The 15,811-nt window shown below is 72.1% G+C and carries 17 protein-coding genes; 7 read left to right on the top strand and 10 right to left on the bottom strand.

Annotated elements, in window-relative coordinates:
• Positions 1–53: 53 nt before the first annotated feature.
• The gene (locus tag JS756_RS19315) at positions 54–1,742 is read right to left on the bottom strand and encodes a DAK2 domain-containing protein (RefSeq protein WP_205384371.1); all 1,689 of its coding nucleotides are present in this window, start codon (positions 1,740–1,742) and stop codon (positions 54–56) included.
• A gap of 269 nt (positions 1,743–2,011) precedes the next feature.
• Here JS756_RS19315 and rpmB point away from each other — a divergent pair, with 269 nt between their 5' ends.
• From rpmB to JS756_RS19300, 3 genes are all read left to right on the top strand, one after another.
• Entirely contained in the window at positions 2,012–2,197 is a 186-nt protein-coding gene (rpmB, locus tag JS756_RS19310; RefSeq protein ID WP_003993230.1) for a 50S ribosomal protein L28, read from the top strand.
• A 792-nt stretch (positions 2,198–2,989) separates the two neighbouring features.
• Positions 2,990–4,156 (top strand): cytochrome P450 family protein, encoded by a 1,167-nt coding sequence (locus JS756_RS19305; protein ID WP_205384370.1) that lies wholly within the window; start codon positions 2,990–2,992, stop codon positions 4,154–4,156.
• A gap of 47 nt (positions 4,157–4,203) precedes the next feature.
• Positions 4,204–4,974 carry a crotonase/enoyl-CoA hydratase family protein gene (locus tag JS756_RS19300; RefSeq protein ID WP_205384369.1) on the top strand — a complete coding sequence of 257 codons (771 nt, stop codon included), beginning with the start codon at positions 4,204–4,206 and terminating at the stop codon, positions 4,972–4,974.
• 227 nt (positions 4,975–5,201) lie between these two features.
• Here the strand turns inward: JS756_RS19300 and thiD are convergent, their stop codons facing one another.
• Positions 5,202–6,029, bottom strand: a complete 828-nt coding sequence (gene thiD, locus JS756_RS19295) for a bifunctional hydroxymethylpyrimidine kinase/phosphomethylpyrimidine kinase (RefSeq protein WP_205384368.1) — start codon at positions 6,027–6,029, stop codon at positions 5,202–5,204.
• The gene (locus JS756_RS19290; protein ID WP_205384367.1) at positions 6,026–6,991 is read right to left on the bottom strand and encodes a thiamine-phosphate kinase; all 966 of its coding nucleotides are present in this window, start codon (positions 6,989–6,991) and stop codon (positions 6,026–6,028) included. Before JS756_RS19290 ends, thiD begins: the two co-directional genes overlap by 4 nt.
• Before the next feature lie 206 nt (positions 6,992–7,197).
• Here JS756_RS19290 and JS756_RS19285 point away from each other — a divergent pair, with 206 nt between their 5' ends.
• Both JS756_RS19285 and JS756_RS19280 read left to right on the top strand, forming a co-directional pair.
• Positions 7,198–7,431: an Lrp/AsnC family transcriptional regulator gene (locus JS756_RS19285; protein ID WP_111002102.1), complete on the top strand. Its 234-nt coding sequence runs from the start codon at positions 7,198–7,200 to the stop codon at positions 7,429–7,431.
• 20 nt (positions 7,432–7,451) lie between these two features.
• Complete coding sequence (locus JS756_RS19280; RefSeq protein WP_205384366.1) at positions 7,452–7,940, top strand: DUF3515 domain-containing protein; 489 nt, start codon at positions 7,452–7,454, stop codon at positions 7,938–7,940.
• A 318-nt stretch (positions 7,941–8,258) separates the two neighbouring features.
• Here the strand turns inward: JS756_RS19280 and JS756_RS19275 are convergent, their stop codons facing one another.
• From JS756_RS19275 to JS756_RS19265, 3 genes are all read right to left on the bottom strand, one after another.
• Positions 8,259–9,416, bottom strand: a complete 1,158-nt coding sequence (locus tag JS756_RS19275) for a D-alanine--D-alanine ligase family protein (protein WP_205384365.1) — start codon at positions 9,414–9,416, stop codon at positions 8,259–8,261.
• 81 nt (positions 9,417–9,497) lie between these two features.
• Positions 9,498–10,517 (bottom strand): NAD(P)H-dependent glycerol-3-phosphate dehydrogenase, encoded by a 1,020-nt coding sequence (locus tag JS756_RS19270; protein ID WP_205384364.1) that lies wholly within the window; start codon positions 10,515–10,517, stop codon positions 9,498–9,500.
• Positions 10,514–11,314 (bottom strand): lysophospholipid acyltransferase family protein, encoded by an 801-nt coding sequence (locus tag JS756_RS19265; protein ID WP_205384363.1) that lies wholly within the window; start codon positions 11,312–11,314, stop codon positions 10,514–10,516. Before JS756_RS19265 ends, JS756_RS19270 begins: the two co-directional genes overlap by 4 nt.
• Positions 11,315–11,480: 166 nt before the next feature.
• Between JS756_RS19265 and cofC the strand changes: the two genes are divergently transcribed.
• Together cofC and JS756_RS19255 are read left to right on the top strand one after the other, a co-directional pair.
• Entirely contained in the window at positions 11,481–12,119 is a 639-nt protein-coding gene (cofC, locus tag JS756_RS19260) for a 2-phospho-L-lactate guanylyltransferase (protein ID WP_205384362.1), read from the top strand.
• A 9-nt stretch (positions 12,120–12,128) separates the two neighbouring features.
• On the top strand, positions 12,129–12,332 hold the full coding sequence (locus JS756_RS19255; RefSeq protein ID WP_205384361.1) for a hypothetical protein: 204 nt from the start codon (positions 12,129–12,131) through the stop codon (positions 12,330–12,332).
• A 109-nt stretch (positions 12,333–12,441) separates the two neighbouring features.
• Here JS756_RS19255 and JS756_RS19250 read toward each other — a convergent pair whose 3' ends face one another.
• The 4 genes from JS756_RS19250 to leuC form a co-directional block, all read right to left on the bottom strand.
• Entirely contained in the window at positions 12,442–13,092 is a 651-nt protein-coding gene (locus JS756_RS19250) for an HU family DNA-binding protein (protein WP_205384360.1), read from the bottom strand.
• A gap of 137 nt (positions 13,093–13,229) precedes the next feature.
• Positions 13,230–13,460 (bottom strand): SCO5555 family protein, encoded by a 231-nt coding sequence (locus JS756_RS19245; protein ID WP_205384359.1) that lies wholly within the window; start codon positions 13,458–13,460, stop codon positions 13,230–13,232.
• Positions 13,461–13,760: 300 nt separating this feature from the next.
• Positions 13,761–14,354 carry a 3-isopropylmalate dehydratase small subunit gene (gene leuD, locus JS756_RS19240; protein WP_205384358.1) on the bottom strand — a complete coding sequence of 198 codons (594 nt, stop codon included), beginning with the start codon at positions 14,352–14,354 and terminating at the stop codon, positions 13,761–13,763.
• Between the two features lie 6 nt (positions 14,355–14,360).
• Entirely contained in the window at positions 14,361–15,791 is a 1,431-nt protein-coding gene (leuC, locus tag JS756_RS19235) for a 3-isopropylmalate dehydratase large subunit (protein ID WP_205384357.1), read from the bottom strand.
• Between the last annotated feature and the right edge of the window lie 20 nt (positions 15,792–15,811).

Below are 15,811 nucleotides of genomic sequence, written 5' to 3'. Positions count from 1 at the left end.
CCGGAGAGGCCGGTGCCCGAGTGGCCGGTGCTCGAGCGTGCGGGGCGTGGGGCTCACTCCACGCCGATCAGCAGCAGCGCGCCCTGCCGGCCGCCGCGGTACACCACGGTGTCGACCGCCAGGTAGGCCTCCCGCACCCGGGCCTCCAAGCGGTCGGCGACGCCCTCGGGGGCCTGGTCGCCGAGGACGAGCGTGACGAGTTCGCCGCCCGCCGCCAGCATCCGGTCCAGGACGGTCTCGGCGGTGGCGGTGACGTCGGTGCCGATGACGGCCACGTCGCCGTCGATGAGGCCGAGGACGTCTCCGGCCTGGCAGATGCCGGCCATCGTCCAGGCCTGCCGCTCGGCCACCGCGAGCTCGGCGTACCGGGTGGCGCCCGCCGCCGAGGTCATCGAGACGACGTCCTCGTCGAACCGGCGGTCCGGCTGGTGCACGGCCAGGGCGGCGATGCCCTGGACCGCGGAGCGCGTCGGGATCAGGGCCACCCGGATGCCCTCCGTGCGGGCCTGCTCGGCGGCAGCGGCCGCGGTGTGGCGCAGCTCGGCGTCGTTGGGCAGCAGGACGACCTCGCGCGCGTGGGCCCGCCGCACGGCCTCGACGAGCTCCCCGCTCGCCGGCGGCTCCCCGGGGCGTGCGAGCACAGTGGTCGCGCCGGCCTCGGTGTACAGCCCGGCCAGGCCCTCGCCGGGCACCACGGCCACCACCGCCCGCTGGGCCCGCTCGCGGGCCGGGCGCTCGCCGCGCGCGGTGTGCACGTCGCCCGCCCCGAAGTGCGTGATGCGGATCCGGTAGGGCCGTCCGGCCTCCACCCCGGCCTCGACGGCGGCACCCGCGTCGTCGACGTGCACATGGACGTTCCACAGCCCGTCGCCGCCCACGACGACAAGGGAGTCGCCGAGGGAGTCCAGCCGCCGCCGCAACCCGCCGACGGCGTCGTCGTCGGCCTCCAGCAGGTAGATCACCTCGAAGGCCGGCCCGTCCTCCGGGGGCGTGGCCGTCCCGTCGGGGCAGCCGGCCGCAGCGGCCACCGGTGCCTCCACGCGCGCGTGGGGCACGGGCGCCGGGGCCGCCGCCGGGGCCTCCCCGGTGAACGTCTCCACGAGGGCGGCCAGGACCGCCACCAGTCCCCGCCCGCCCGCGTCCACGACCCCGGCGCGCTCCAGCACGGCCAGCTGGCCGGGCGTCGCGGCGAGCGCCGTGCTGGCGCCGTCGTAGGCGGCCCGTGCCACGGCCCCGCAGTCGTCCTCGGCCACGGCGGCGGCCTCGGCGGCGGCCGAGGCGACCGACAGCACGGTGCCCTCGACCGGGTGGACGACCGCCTGGCGGGCGGAGTCGGCAGCGTGCCGCAGGGCGAGCCGGAGGCCCTGCCCGTCGGCCCGGATGCCCTCCTCCTCGGTGGCGAGCACCTGGGCCATGCCGCGCAGGAGCTGCGCCAGGATGGTCCCGGAGTTGCCGCGGGCGCCGATGAGCGCCCCGTGCGCCATCGCCCGCGCGGCGTCGGCGAGCGAGGGGCAGGCGCCCTCGCCGGAGCCGCCCGCCTCGTACCCCGTGAAGACCGCCTCGACGGCGGCGACGGCGGACTCCACCGTCAGGTAGAGGTTCGTGCCGGTGTCCCCGTCGGCGACGGGGTAGACGTTGATGGCGTCGATCTCCTCGCGCGCCCGCCCGAGCGCGTCCAGCGCGAGGCCGCACCAGGTGCGCACCGCGAGAGCATCGAGGAATGTCTGCGGCACCTGCGCCACCTGCGCCTCCTTGAGCTGCTGGATCGGGACGCAGCGTAGACCTTGAGGGGGTGTGCGCCGGAAGAGGGCCGGGAGCGGCCCCCTGAGCTGCCATGGTAGTTTCGTTGTACGGGAGCAGCCGTTGTATGCTGCTCCGGTTGGCCCGATCCTGATCGGGTCTATCCCCCCTGGCAACGCCACTCAGATCTCGGATCGAGACAGATCCTAAGATCTCGATCCCGGCATGCCGGGATTGACCGTTAGCGCATCTGAAGTCTTTGGAGTGACCCGTGGCTGCCAACTGCGACGTCTGCGGCAAGGGGCCGGGCTTCGGCAACAACATCTCGCACTCGCACCGCCGTACGTCCCGCCGCTGGAACCCGAACATCCAGCGTGTGCGTACCGTGGTCGGCGGGACGCCGAAGCGCGTGAACGCTTGCACCTCGTGCATCAAGGCCGGCAAGGTCTCGCGCTGACGCTTCGCTACAGCGCGCGGCCACTGTCCGGTCAGCTGCACTGAGCCGGTCCACCTCGTGTGGACCGGCTTTTTGCATGCTCGGACGCCACCTGCTCCCCCGGCGGCGCCGGGCCCCCGCGGCGCCGGAGCGCATGATCAGGACATCGGGTCGCGACACGCTCCGGTGCGGTCGGCCCGAGCCGGTTCCCGCCTCCGGCGCCGGGCACACGTCTCCGGCACCCCTCTCCGCCCCGACTCGCCGTACGGTCTCGCCCCCGGGCTCGCCGAACGGCCCGTGTCCCGGCGCAACGGCCCACGGCCACGCGCGTCGGCGGCGGGACGACGGGCGCCTGCCCCCACGCACGCGTGTCACCGCGTCCGACGGGGGCCGTACGCCCCGCTCCGGCCCTCCGTCCCCCGGGCCCGCGCTGCGCCGTCACCCCGTCACCCCGTCACGCCGTCACGCCGTCACGCCGTCACGCCGTCACTGTCCTCTGTCATCGGATCCTGCTCGCTTGCCATCGGACCGTGACGCCTATCGGTTTCGTGACAGCGAATCTTGTTCATGCGGGTCAGAAGCTGGTGTTCTGTCTCCTGCTGTCTGCTCCCGGTCTCAAGCAATCTGGTCCGATTTGTTCTTCGCCTCAGATGAACTGGTTCTTCGGGGTGGTCTTGCCCGTCCGGTAGCGCTGAACGTGGTGGCTTCCGCATCTTCCGGGCGTCGCCGGTCGTTGGTGCAGCGTCCGTGTCGGGTCTCGAGTCCGGAGCTACCGTGCACGCTCCCGTTGTGCCGTCCCCGCCTCCTGAACTGTTGGCCGGACGGGTACAGGACCCGTACCCCTACTTCGCCTGGCTGCGCCGGCATGCGCCCGCCCACGCGGACCGCAGACCCGGGCGTCCCACCGTGTGGCAGATCTCCCGTTACGAGGACGTCCGGGCTCTGCTGACCGACCGTCGGCTGAGCAAGGACCCGGGCCGGGTGCCCGGCTACGTACCGGGCCCGACCGGGCTCAACCGGCATGTGGTCCACTGTGATCCCCCGGACCACACCCGTCTGCGGACCCTGGTGCACGCCGCGTTCGTCCCCCGCCGGATCGCACAACTGGAACCCGTCATCACGGATACCGCGAACCGGCTGCTGGACCAGATCGAGCATCGCGCCCACCTGGATGTGATCGCGGACTTCGCGGCTCCCCTGACCTTCCGGATGATCTGCACGATCCTCGGAGTCCCCAGGGAACTGGACCACCAGGGGACCCGCGACACTCTCATGGCCACCATCGCCCCCACGCCGGGACCGGACCCGGCCCGGACGGAGAACGACCTGCACGTCCTGCTGGACACGCTGATCTCCGGCAAACGCGGCGGAGGCGAAAGTGCAGCGGACCTGCTGGGCGCTCTCGTGCGGGCCGGTGACGAAAGCGGGGCGATGAACGAGGCGGAACTACGCTCCACCGCCTACCTGCTGCTCCTGGTAGGACACGACACCACCATGAACCTCATCGGAAACGGCATGCTCGCCCTGCTCCGCAACCCCGGCCAGGCCGCCCGGCTCGCCGCACCACAAGTCGACCCGGGCACTGTCGCCACTGCAGTAGAGGAACTGCTGCGCTACGACTCCCCGGTGCGGGACGCGACCTTCCGGTGCGCCGCGGAACCGATCTCCCTCCACGGGCAACGGATCAGGAAGGGAGACGTCGTCAGCCTCCTGATCGGCTCCGCCAACCGGGACGGCACCCGCTTCCCGGACGCGGACCGGCTCGATGTGGCCCGAACGCCCAACGACCACCTCGCCTTCGGTCACGGACCCCACTACTGCATCGGCGCCGCCCTGGCCCGCCTCGAAGGGGCCGTCGCCTTCCCCCTGCTGCTCCGGTGTCTGGGCTCCGCGCGGCTGGCCAGGCCGGCCGACGAGCTCGTCTGGCGGCCGGCCCGGGTCATGCGCGGCCTGGCCGCACTACCCGTCGTGCGGAGCTGACCACCCCCGCCCGCCGCACCGGACATCCCTTTGACCAGGAGCACCGCATGGACAGCCAAGACCCCGTCGTCGTGACCGTACCGCGCCCCGGAGTCCTACTCATGACCCTCAACAGGCCCCGCGTCCGCAACGCCATCGACCAGCCCCTGGCCGAGGCCATGGACTCGGCCCTCACCCGCCTGGACGCCGACCCGGCCCTGACCGTCGGCATCCTGACCGGGGCAGGCGGTCACTTCTGTTCGGGCATGGACCTCAAGGCATTTCCCGCCGACGGCGTCCCGGTCGTCGCCGATCGCGGGCTCGCCGGCGTGACCCGCGCCCGCCTTCGCACACCGCTCATTGCCGCAGTCGAGGGCGCGGCCGTCGCCGGCGGTTTCGAACTCGCCCTCGCCTGCGACCTCATCACCGCCGCGGACACCGCGTTCTTCGCCCTGCCCGAGGTCGCCCGCGGGCTGGTCGCCGCCGAGGGCGGAGCCATCCGCCTGCCCGGCCGCCTCCCTTACCACGTGGCCATGGAAATGCTCCTGACCGCGGCTACGCTGCCCGCCCCGGACGCAGCCCGGTACGGACTGGTCAACCAGCTCAGCCGGGAAGGCGGGGCCCTCCACGCAGCCCTCGCCCTGGCCGAACGCGTCCAAGCCCACTCCCGCGATGCCGTCCGCATCACGAAGCAGATCGTTCAGGACACCCGCGGCCTCGACGACCACACGGCCTACACGGTCCAGGATCCCCTCAGCACACCTGTCTTCACCACCACCACTGCCGCTGAGGGCGCCCACGCGTTCACCGAGAAACGCCCACCGGTCTGGCAGCGGTAGGAACGCTCGGCCGCCACCCATCACCGCCGAACCCCCAAGGCCGGCAAGAGCTCGAATCAGTGGCAGCGGACCAGATCAACGCAGACGGCAGCCGTCATCCACACGCGGGCGGCCGCCCGGCTCTCGCACAGGCAGGCGCTCCCGCCGCCCTCCCCTGCCCTCAGGGTCCCGCGAGGCCCGCGCGGAGAACCGCCACGAGGACCCGGGCCGGAGTACGGCGGCCGGTGTCAGGCTCCGCTCGCGCCCCGTGCGAGGTCCCAACCGTGGTCGACGGGGCCGATCCCGCCGCCGAGCGCGAATCCCGCCGCGATGGCCCCGGTGACGTACACCTTGGCCGCCGCCACCGCCTCCGGCACCGACGCCCCCCGGGCCAGGCCGCAGGCGACAGCGGAGGCGAGGGTGCAGCCGGTGCCGTGGGTGTGCCGGTTGCCGTACCGGGGGGCGCGCAACCAGTGCTCGTCGGAGCCGTCGGTGAGCAGGTCGGCGGCCATCTCGCCGCCGGTACGCGCCGCGTCCGCGGCGAGATGGCCGCCCTTGATCAGCACCCAGCGCGGCCCGTACTCCAGCACGGCTGCCGCGGCCCGGCGCATGTCCGGCTCGGACTCGACCCGGACGCCGGTCAGTTGCGCCACCTCGTCGAGGTTCGGGGTGGCGACCGTGGCGGCCGGAAGCAGCTCGGTGCGCACCGCCTCCAGTGCGGAGGCGGCCAGCAGCGGGTCGCCGTGCTTGGAGACGCCCACCGGGTCGACGACCGCCGGCGCGTCCGTCGCGGCGATCAACCCGGCGACGGTGCGGACGAGTTCGGCGGAGGCCAGCATCCCGGTCTTCACCGCCTGCACGCCGATGTCGTCCACGACGCTGCGGTACTGCGCGCGCACCGCGTCCGCGGGCAGTTCCCAAGCGCCCTGCACGCCCAGGGAGTTCTGGGCGGTGACCGCGGTGACCACACTCATGCCGTGCACACCGAGCGCGAGCATCGTCTTCAGGTCGGCCTGGATCCCGGCGCCGCCGCCGGAGTCCGAGCCCGCCACGGTGAGAACCCTGGGCGGGGTCATGACTCGATGTCCCCGAAGTGGTCCCAGCCGCCCTTCCTGGTCCACGGGGCCCCGTCGACGGTCACCTGCGGAAGGGCCGAGGGGTTGAGCACCTCGCCGATCACCTTCCAGCGGGCGGGCAGCTTGGTGTCCGGAGGGAAGGTGGCCACGATGGCGTGGTCCTCGCCCCCGGTGAGCACCCACTGCAGTGGATCGACGCCGACGGCCTGTCCGATGTCGTTCATCTGGGTCGGGATGTCGATCGCGCCGGAGCGGACGTCGATCCGGACCTTGCTCGCCTCGGCGATGTGCCCGAGGTCGGCGATCAGCCCGTCGCTCACGTCGCACATCGCGGTGGCGCCGAGTGCCGCGGCGGCCGGACCGGCGTGGTAGGGCGGTTCGGGGCGGCGGTGGGCCTCCACGAAGGCGCGCGGCGAGCGGAAGCCGCGGGCGAGGACGGCGTACCCGGCCGCGGACCAGCCCAGCCAGCCCGTCACCGCGACGACGTCTCCGGGCTGTGCGCCTCCGCGGGTCACCGGCTCCTGGTTGCGCAGGTCGCCGAGCGCGGTGATCGACACCGTGATCGTGTCACCGCGCACCACGTCCCCGCCGACCACCGAGGCGCCCGCGACCTGGCACTCGTCGCGCAGCCCGTCCATCAGCTCCGTCGGCCAGGTCACCGGCAGATCGGCCGGCACCACCAGGCCGAGCAGCAGAGCGGTCGGCACGGCGCCCATCGCGGCGATGTCCGCGAGGTTCTGCGCGGCGGCCTTGCGGCCGACGTCGTAGGCCGTGGACCAGTCCCGCCGGAAGTGCCGCCCCTCCAGGAGGATGTCGGTGCTGGCCACGACCCGGCGGTCGGGCGCGGCCACCACCGCGGCGTCGTCGCCGGGGCCGACCCGCACCGCGGGAGTCGTGGTGAGACGGGAGGTGAGCTCCCTGATGAGCCCGAACTCCCCGAGCTCACCAACAGTGCCCTTCATGTCCCTTGCTCCCCTTCTGCCTCTGTCCGTTCCCGGTCGCGCCCGACCAGTGTGCTCGATACGGTCGAGGAGACCGTCGACTTCCCGACCGTCTGCACCCCGGCACGCAGGCGCCGGTGCCCGCAGGTCTCCCCGCGGCGAGCGGCGACGCGATACCGTGGCGTTCCTTTTCCCCACATGATCCTCGTGGCCGCCCTGGAGGTTCCGTGGTACAGGCGTACATCCTGATCCAGACGGAGGTCGGCAAAGCGTCGACCGTCGCCGAGACGATCAGCAAGATCCCTGGAGTCATCCAGGCCGAGGACGTCACAGGACCGTACGACGTCATCGTCCGGGCCCAGGCCGACACAGTCGACGGCCTGGGTCGCATGGTGGTTGCCAAGGTCCAGCAGGTGGACGGCATCACGCGCACCCTGACCTGCCCGGTGGTTCATCTGTAGCCCCCGTCTACCCTGGGCCGGTGAGCTTCTCCCGTCACCGGCCTCTCGGTCTGCCCGTACTCGCCCTGCTGATCACCGCTGTCGCAGGCTGCTCCTCGACGGACGACAGTCCGGCGGCGGCGGTTCCCTCGCCGGGGGCGAAGGTGTCCGGACTGTGCCGGAACCTGGACAGGGCACTTCCGTCCGAGGTCGACGGCCGGGATCGCCGGGACCCCGAGCCCGCGTCCGCGTTGACCGCGGGGTGGGGGGACCCGGCGATCATACTGCGATGCGGTGTGCCGCGGCCCTCCTCGATGTCCTCGACCGAGGCCGACGGGGTCGAGGTGAACGGCGTCGGCTGGCTGGTGGAGAAGCGGGACGGCGGGGCGTACCGGTTCACGACGACGCTGCGCACGGCGTACGTCGAGGTCACGCTCCCCGCGGAGCTGACCGCCGAAGGCATGGCACCGCTGGTCGATCTGGCGCCCGCCGTCAAGAAGGCGGTGCCCGAGGGGATAGCCGACCAGTAGGAGCGGTGACCGCAAGGGCCCGCCGGAAGGGCGGGCCGGGACGCTCGCGGCGGCCGCGGTGCGGCGCCTCGCACGGGTCCGGCGTACCGGGCCGGTGAACCTCACCGGTCGCGGGGGCCGGCGGGGTGCCCCGCGGGGCTCACCCGGCCTACCCGGGCCGCCCTCGGTGCCCCAGGGACCTCGCGAAGGCCGTTCGCAGCAGCCCCCTCACGGGAGGCCGCTCACGGGGAGCTGTTCACAGGGCGGTACGCCCGGGGCCCGGGGCGGGCGCCGAGGGCGGAGCCGTGTTCCGGTGCGGCCCCGGACGCCCGGGGCGGACTACCTCAGGCCCGTCGAACGGCGCAGCGCCGCCTGGATGAGCCGGTCCACCAGTTCCCCGTAGCCGACGCCGCTCGCCTGCCACATCTGCGGGTACATCGAGATGGGCGTGAAGCCGGGCATCGTGTTGATCTCGTTGATCACGAACTCGCCGTCCTCGGTGAGGAAGAAGTCCGCGCGGACGAGGCCCTCGCACGACGCCGCCTCGAACGCCTGTACGGCGAGCCTCTGCACCTCGGCGGTCTCCTCGCCCGTCAGCGGGGCGGGCACGATGCCCGGGGTGGAGTCGATGTACTTGGCCTCGAAGTCGTAGTACGCGTGGGCGTCCGGCGGCGGGATCTCGGCGGGGAGGGAGGCGCGCGGGCCGTCCTCGAACTCCAGGACGCCGCACTCGATCTCGCGGCCCCGCAGCGCGGCCTCGATCAGGATCTTGGGGTCGTGGCGGTGGGCCTCGGTGATCGCCTCGTCCAGGCCGGAGAGGTCCTCGACCTTGGTGATGCCGATCGACGAACCCGCGCGGGCCGGCTTCACGAACAGCGGCCAGCCGTGGTCGCCGGCGAAGTCGACGATCTTCTTACGGGCGGCGGGCCGGTCCCGCTCCCACTCGCGCGGCCGGATCACGAGGTACGGACCCACCGCGAGCCCGAAGGACGTGAAGACCCGCTTCATGTACTCCTTGTCCTGGCCGACGGCCGAGGCGAGCACGCCCGAGCCCACGTACGGCACCCCGGACAGCTCCAGCAGGCCCTGGAGGGTGCCGTCCTCGCCGTACGGGCCGTGCAGCACCGGGAAGACCACGTCGACCTCCCCGAGCGCCTTGGGCACCGAGCCGGGCTCGCTGTAGACGACCTCACGGCTCGCGGGGTCGACGGGGAGCACCACGCCGCCCTCACCGGACTCCGCCAGGTCCTCGACCTCGGGGGTGCGGCGGTCGGCGATGGCCATCCGCTGGGGCTCGTCGGCCGTCAGCACCCAGCGGCCTTCCCGGGTGATGCCGATCGGCAGGACGTCGTAGCGCGTCCGGTCGACGGCGCTCAGCACGGCACCCGCCGTGACCATGGAGATCCCGTGTTCGGAGCTGCGCCCACCGAACACGACGGCCACGCGCGGCTTGCGGGGCTGCTGATCAGGGCTCTGGGGGAGGTTCTCGGTGCTCATATCGCGATGAGCGTACCCGCCCGTAGGGCCCGAGTCAGCGTTCGGCGGGTCGTCCTTCGCCGACGGCGTTCCGGTCCCCGCTCAGCGTCGCTCCGGCTTTGCGCTGCGCGACATCAGCTCCTTGAGGGCCACCACGGGGGCCTTGCCCTCGTGCACGATGCCGACGACCGTCTCCGTGATCGGCATGTCGACGCCGTGCCGGCGGGCCAGATCGAGCACCGACTCGCAGGACTTGACGCCCTCGGCGGTCTGCCTGGTGACCGCGATGGTCTCCTGCAGGGTCATGCCCTTGCCGAGGTTGGTGCCGAAGGTGTGGTTGCGGGACAGCGGCGAGGAGCACGTCGCGACCAGGTCGCCGAGGCCGGCGAGCCCGGAGAAGGTGAGCGGGTCGGCGCCCATCGCCAGGCCGAGCCGGGTGGTCTCGGCGAGGCCGCGGGTGATGAGCGAGCCCTTGGCGTTGTCGCCGAGGCCCATGCCGTCCGCGATGCCGACGGCGAGGCCGATGACGTTCTTCACGGCGCCGCCCAGTTCGCAGCCGACGACGTCGGTGTTGGTGTACGGCCGGAAGTACGGCGTGTGGCAGGCGGCCTGGAGGCGGCGGGCGACGGACTCGTCGGTGCAGGCGACGACGGACGCGGCCGGCATCCGCGCGGCGATCTCGCGGGCCAGGTTGGGACCGGTGACCACGGCGACGCGGTCCGGGCCGACCTTGGCGACGTCCTCGATGACCTCGCTCATCCGCATGGTCGTGCCGAGTTCGACGCCCTTCATCAGGGAGACCAGGACGGTGTCCGGCGCGAGCAGCGGAGTCCACTGCGCGAGGTTGGCGCGCAGCGTCTGGGACGGCACGGACAGGACCGTGAAGTCGGCGCCGGCCGCGGCCTCGGCGGGGTCGGTGGTGGCCCGGACGTTCTCCGGTAGCTCGACACCGGGCAGGTAGTCGGGGTTGGTGCGGGTGGAGTTGATCGCCTCGGCGACCTCGGTGCGGCGTGCCCAGAGCACGACCTCGCACCCCGCGTCGGCGAGCACCCTTCCGAAGGCCGTGCCCCACGAACCGGCGCTGAGGACGGCGGCCTTGACCGGCCGGACCGGCTTGCTCACTTGCCCTGCCCTTCTGCCTGCGGCGACTGCGGCTGCGGCTGCGCGGATGCCTGCTTCAGCGTCTGCGCCTGGGTGCGGCGGCGCTGCTCGATGCGCTCGCGGCGCGGGTCGTACGGCGTATCGGGCGCCTTCTCGCCGCGGATCTCCTCCAGCTGGGCGGTGATGGCGGCCATGATGGCCTCGGTGGCCTCCTTGAGGAGGTCGGCCGTCATCTCCTTGCCGTAGAACCGGGAGAGGTCCACGGGTGGGCCGGCGAGGACGCGGTGGGTCTTGCGCGGCAGCAGGTTCGGCTTCGTGGCGTACGGCGGCAGCAGCTCGTTGCAGCCCCACTGGGCGACCGGGATGACCGGGCACCTGGTCTGCAGGGCGACGCGGGCGGCGCCGGTCTTGCCGGTCATGGGCCAGCCGTCCGGGTCGCGGGTGAGGGTGCCCTCGGGGTAGAACGCGACGCACTCGCCGCGCTCCACGGCGTCGATCGCGGCGCGGAAGGCGCTGAGCGCGTCGGTGGACTCTCGGTAGACGGGGATCTGCCCGGTGCCGCGCATCGCGGCGCCGACGAGGCCCTTCTTGAAAAGTCCGCTCTTCGCCAGGAATCGCGGAACCCGCCCGGTGTTGTACTGGAAGTGGGCGTAGGCGAAGGGGTCGACGTGCGAATTGTGGTTCACCACGGTGATGAATCCGCCCTCGGCCGGAATGTGTTCCATTCCGTGCCAGTCCCGCTTGACCAGGGCCAGCAGCGGGGGTTTGCAGATCACTGCGGCGAAGCGGTACCAGAAGCCGATTTTGCGGCGGGGCACGCGAGCACCTTCCTCTAGGGCTGCCACCAGGGCCGGGGGGCCGCACAAGTGTCGCCCCAGGCCGTCGGTCTGTCGAGAACACGGTACGCCCCGATGCGGCCACCGCCAGATGGCCCCGGTGACGGCTGAGTGACAATGGCCGCGACACGGAAGGGGCGGTGCGCCGGTGCAGTGGACCTTGGTCATCCCTCTGAAGCCCCTGGCACGGGCCAAGAGCAGACTCGCGGACGCGGCCGACGACGGGGTGCGGCCCGGTCTGGCGCTGGCGTTCGCGCAGGACACGGTGGCGGCGGCGCTGGCCACGCCCGCGGTGCGGGATGTGGCCGTCGTCACGGACGACGCACTGGCCGGCCGGGAGCTGGCGGCGCTGGGCGCGCGGATCGTCCCGGACGAGCCGGGCGGCGGGCTGAACGCCGCGTTGGCGCATGCGGCGGCGTCGGTGCGCGCCGCGCGCCCCGACGGCGCGGTGGCGGCTCTGAACGCGGACCTTCCCGCTCTTCGGCCGATGGAATTGACCAGGGTTCTGGATGCCGCGGCGGAATTCCCGCGCGCTTTTCTCCCGGATGCGGCCGGAATCGGCACCACCTTGCTCTCCGCGGCACCGGGCCGCGCATTGTGTCCGGAATTCGGTCCGGATTCCCGTGCCCGCCATCGCGCGTCGGGAGCGGTGGAGATCACCGTCGCGGAGGTGGATTCCGTGCGGCAGGACGTCGACACGGCGGACGATCTGCGGGCGGCGTTGACGCTGGGGGTGGGTCCACGGACGGCCCTGGCCACGCGGCGGCTTCCGGTGGCCGGGCAGTAGGCTGCCGTCATGCAGGCGACGGCATACACGTACGACCCCGCGACCCGCAGCGGGCAGGTGCTGCTCGACGACGGCACCCCGGTGCCCTTCGACGCGCCGGCGTTCGACGCGGGCGGGCTGCGACTGCTGCGGCCCGGCCAGCGGGTGCGGATCGAGACCACGGGCGAGGGCGCGGACCGCCGGATCACCCTGGTGACCCTGCAGACCTTCTGAGGCAGACCGTCCGAGCGCCGTCGAGCAGCTCAGCGCCGCCGGACACGCCGCGGGCCGGACTCCGACAGGGAGTCCGGCCCGGCGCGTGAGTGACCCCGTGCTCCGCGGGTCAGCGGGAGGTGGCCTTCTTGGCGGCGGTCTTGCGGGCCGTCGACTTCTTGGCGGGGGCCTTCTTCGCCGTGGCCTTCTTGGCCGGGGCCTTCTTCGCCGTCGTCTTCTTGGCGGTGGCGGCCTTCTTGGCCGCGGTCGCCTTCTTGGCCGCGGCCGTCGTGGTCTTCTTCGCGGGCGCCTTCTTCGCCGCAGCCTTCTTCGCTGCGGCCGTCGTGGTCTTCTTCGCGGGCGCCTTCTTCGCCGCGGCCTTCTTCGCTGCGGCCTTCTTGGTGGTGGCCTTCTTCGCGGCGGCCTTCTTGACCGTCGCGGTGGCGCCGCCGGTCAGGCTGCCCTTGGGGGCCTTCTTGACCGCGATGTCGCCCTTCGGGAGCTTCTTCGACCCGCTCACCAGGTCCTTGAAGCCCTGGCCCGCGCGGAAGCGCGGCACGGAGGTCTTCTTGACCCGAACCCGCTCGCCCGTCTGGGGGTTGCGGGCGTAACGGGCCGGACGGTCGACCTTCTCGAACGAACCGAACCCGGTGACCGAGACCCGGTCACCTGCGACGACCGCACGGACGATGGCGTCCAGGACCGCGTCGACAGCATCGGCGGCCTGCTGGCGGCCCCCCATCTTGTCGGCAATCGCTTCTACGAGCTGCGCCTTGTTCACGTCTTCCCCTTCGGAGACATTGCCCGAACGAAAGTGTTCAAGCGTTTTCGCACGTTAGGCAGATATATACCGCAAATCAAACACGAAACGGGCTAATCACCCGTGCGCCGCAACGAACTCGACTGTCACGGATGTGTTCAGCGGTCCTCTTCGGGGAATCGCCCCGCATCGAGGTCCGCGATGAACCCCTCCAGACGCCGTGCCGCATCGGCGAGATCGTGCTTGGCCGCGGCCGTAATGACCAGCAGCTTCCGGGTCAGCGCCATCCGTACGCCCTCCGGGACTTGCAGTGTGCGCACCCTGGCGTGCGCTTGTTTGAGTTGGTCCGCGACTGCCGTATAGAGCTGGAGTTGGCCGTCGTGGTCCATGCACAGATTGTGCCATCTGGGGCGAGTTGTCGCCCGCGCAGGGGGCAACTGCCGCCACGAACGGCCTCGTCCGCAACTCCGGGGGCCGCGACCTCCAGGCTCGCTTACCCCGGCAACCACCGTCTTAACGTGGGAAGTTGCCGAATGTCGCGGCGGCGCGCGGGGCCGTTCGGGTACAGAAACAGCCGTACCCCCGATCGGAGCGATCGGGGGTACGGCGGGGGTGTCGCGGTGGCCGAAACTCGACCTGTCCGGGGGTGCGGGAGGCTCCGGGCCCGGACCGTTTCGGCCAGGCGGGGATCAGGCCTGGACGGTGCGCGGCTTGTGCGCCGGGCGCTTCTCCTCGTGCGCGGCGATGTCCGCCTCGTTCCCCAGGGTGATCGAGATGTCGTCCAGGCCGTTGAGCAGCCGCCAGCGGGAGTTCTCGTCCAGCTCGAAGGAGGCGGTGACGCCCTCGGCGCGGACCTCGCGCTCGACGAGGTCGACGGTGATCTCCGCCTGCGGGTCGGCCTCGACGAGATCCCACAGCGCGTCCACGGTCTGCTGCTCCAGCACCACCGTGAGCAGCCCGTTCTTCAGCGAGTTACCACGGAAGATGTCAGCGAAGCGGGAGGAGATCACGGTCTTGAAGCCGTAGTTCTGCAGGGCCCAGACGGCGTGCTCGCGGGAGGAGCCGGTGCCGAAATCGGGTCCGGCCACCAGGACCGTGGCGCCCCGCCGCTCGGGGCGGTTGAGGACGAAGTCCGCGTCCTTGCGCCAGGCCTCGAACAGACCGTCCTCGAAACCGTCGCGGGTGACCTTCTTCAGCCAGTGAGCTGGGATGATCTGGTCGGTGTCGACGTTGGAGCGGCGCAGCGGAACCGCCCGGCCGGTGTGGGTGGTGAAAGCTTCCATGACTGATCAGACTCCAGCGGGCGTACGGGTCTCGGCGTCGGACAGATCGGCCGGGGAGGCCAGGTGGCCCAGGACCGCCGTGGCGGCGGCGACCTGCGGCGACACCAGGTGGGTCCGGCCGCCCTTGCCCTGCCGGCCCTCGAAGTTGCGGTTGGAGGTGGAGGCGGAGCGCTCACCGGGGGCCAGCTGGTCCGGGTTCATGCCCAGGCACATCGAGCAGCCCGCGTGCCGCCACTCGGCGCCGGCCTCCTTGAAGACCACGTCCAGGCCCTCGGAGACGGCCTGCAGACCGACCCGCGCGGAGCCCGGGACGACCAGCATCCGCACGCCGTCGGCGACTTTGCGGTTCCGCAGGATGTCGGCGGCGGCACGCAGGTCCTCGATGCGGCCGTTGGTGCAGGAGCCTACGAAGACGGTGTCCACGCCGATGGAGCGCAGCGGCTGCCCGGCCTCCAACCCCATGTACTCCAGGGCCTTCTCGGCGGCCAGGCGCTCCGAGGCGTCTTCGTACGAAGCGGGATCGGGGACGGAGGCCGAAAGCGGGGCGCCCTGGCCCGGGTTGGTGCCCCAGGTGACGAACGGCGACAGCTCGGCGGCGTCGATGACCACCTCGGCGTCGAACTCGGCGTCGTCGTCGGTACGCAGCGTGCTCCAGTACGCGACGGCCTCGTCCCAGTCGGCGCCCTCGGGGGCGTGTGCGCGCCCCTTGAGGTACGCGAAGGTCGTCTCGTCGGGGGCGATCATGCCCGCGCGGGCGCCGGCCTCGATCGACATGTTGCAGATCGTCATCCGGGCCTCCATCGAGAGCTTCTCGATGGCCTCGCCGCGGTACTCCAGGACGTAGCCCTGGCCGCCGCCCGTGCCGATCCGGGCGATGATCGCCAGGATGAGGTCCTTGGCGGTGACGCCCTCGGGCAGTTCGCCGTCGACGGTGATCGCCATGGTCCTCGGGCGGGCCATCGGCAGCGTCTGGGTGGCCAGCACGTGCTCGACCTGCGAGGTGCCGATACCGAAGGCCAGCGCGCCGAAGGCGCCGTGGGTGGAGGTGTGGGAGTCGCCGCAGACGACGGTCGTGCCGGGCTGGGTCAGACCCAGCTGCGGTCCCACCACGTGGACGACGCCCTGCTCCACGTCGCCGAGCGGGTGCAGGCGCACGCCGAACTCGGCGCAGTTCTTGCGCAGCGTCTCCAGCTGGGCCCGGGAGACCGGGTCGGCGATGGGCTTGTCGATGTCGAGGGTGGGGGTGTTGTGGTCCTCGGTGGCGATGGTCAGGTCGAGACGGCGCACGCTGCGGCCGTTCTTGCGGAGGCCGTCGAAGGCCTGCGGGCTGGTCACCTCGTGCAGCAGGTGCAGATCGATGTAGAGGAGGTCGGGCTCGCCCTCGGCGCGCCGGACGACGTGGTCGTCCCAGACCTTCTCCGCGAGTGTCCTACCCATCGCTTTCCCTCCGGCCGGCA

It is taken from the genome of Streptomyces actuosus, from assembly GCF_016921115.1.
Taxonomy (GTDB): domain Bacteria; phylum Actinomycetota; class Actinomycetes; order Streptomycetales; family Streptomycetaceae; genus Streptomyces; species Streptomyces actuosus_A.
This window is presented reverse-complemented; position numbering and strand designations above follow the sequence as displayed.

Coding starts and splice junctions, on each gene's coding strand:
- JS756_RS19300 (WP_205384369.1), top strand. CDS start 4,204: ATGGACAGCCAAGACCCCGTCGTCGTGACCGTACCGCGCCCCGGAGTC.
- thiD (WP_205384368.1), bottom strand. CDS start 6,029: ATGACCCCGCCCAGGGTTCTCACCGTGGCGGGCTCGGACTCCGGCGGC.
- JS756_RS19290 (WP_205384367.1), bottom strand. CDS start 6,991: ATGAAGGGCACTGTTGGTGAGCTCGGGGAGTTCGGGCTCATCAGGGAG.
- JS756_RS19275 (WP_205384365.1), bottom strand. CDS start 9,416: ATGAGCACCGAGAACCTCCCCCAGAGCCCTGATCAGCAGCCCCGCAAG.
- JS756_RS19255 (WP_205384361.1), top strand. CDS start 12,129: ATGCAGGCGACGGCATACACGTACGACCCCGCGACCCGCAGCGGGCAG.
- JS756_RS19245 (WP_205384359.1), bottom strand. CDS start 13,460: ATGGACCACGACGGCCAACTCCAGCTCTATACGGCAGTCGCGGACCAA.
- leuD (WP_205384358.1), bottom strand. CDS start 14,354: ATGGAAGCTTTCACCACCCACACCGGCCGGGCGGTTCCGCTGCGCCGC.
- leuC (WP_205384357.1), bottom strand. CDS start 15,791: ATGGGTAGGACACTCGCGGAGAAGGTCTGGGACGACCACGTCGTCCGG.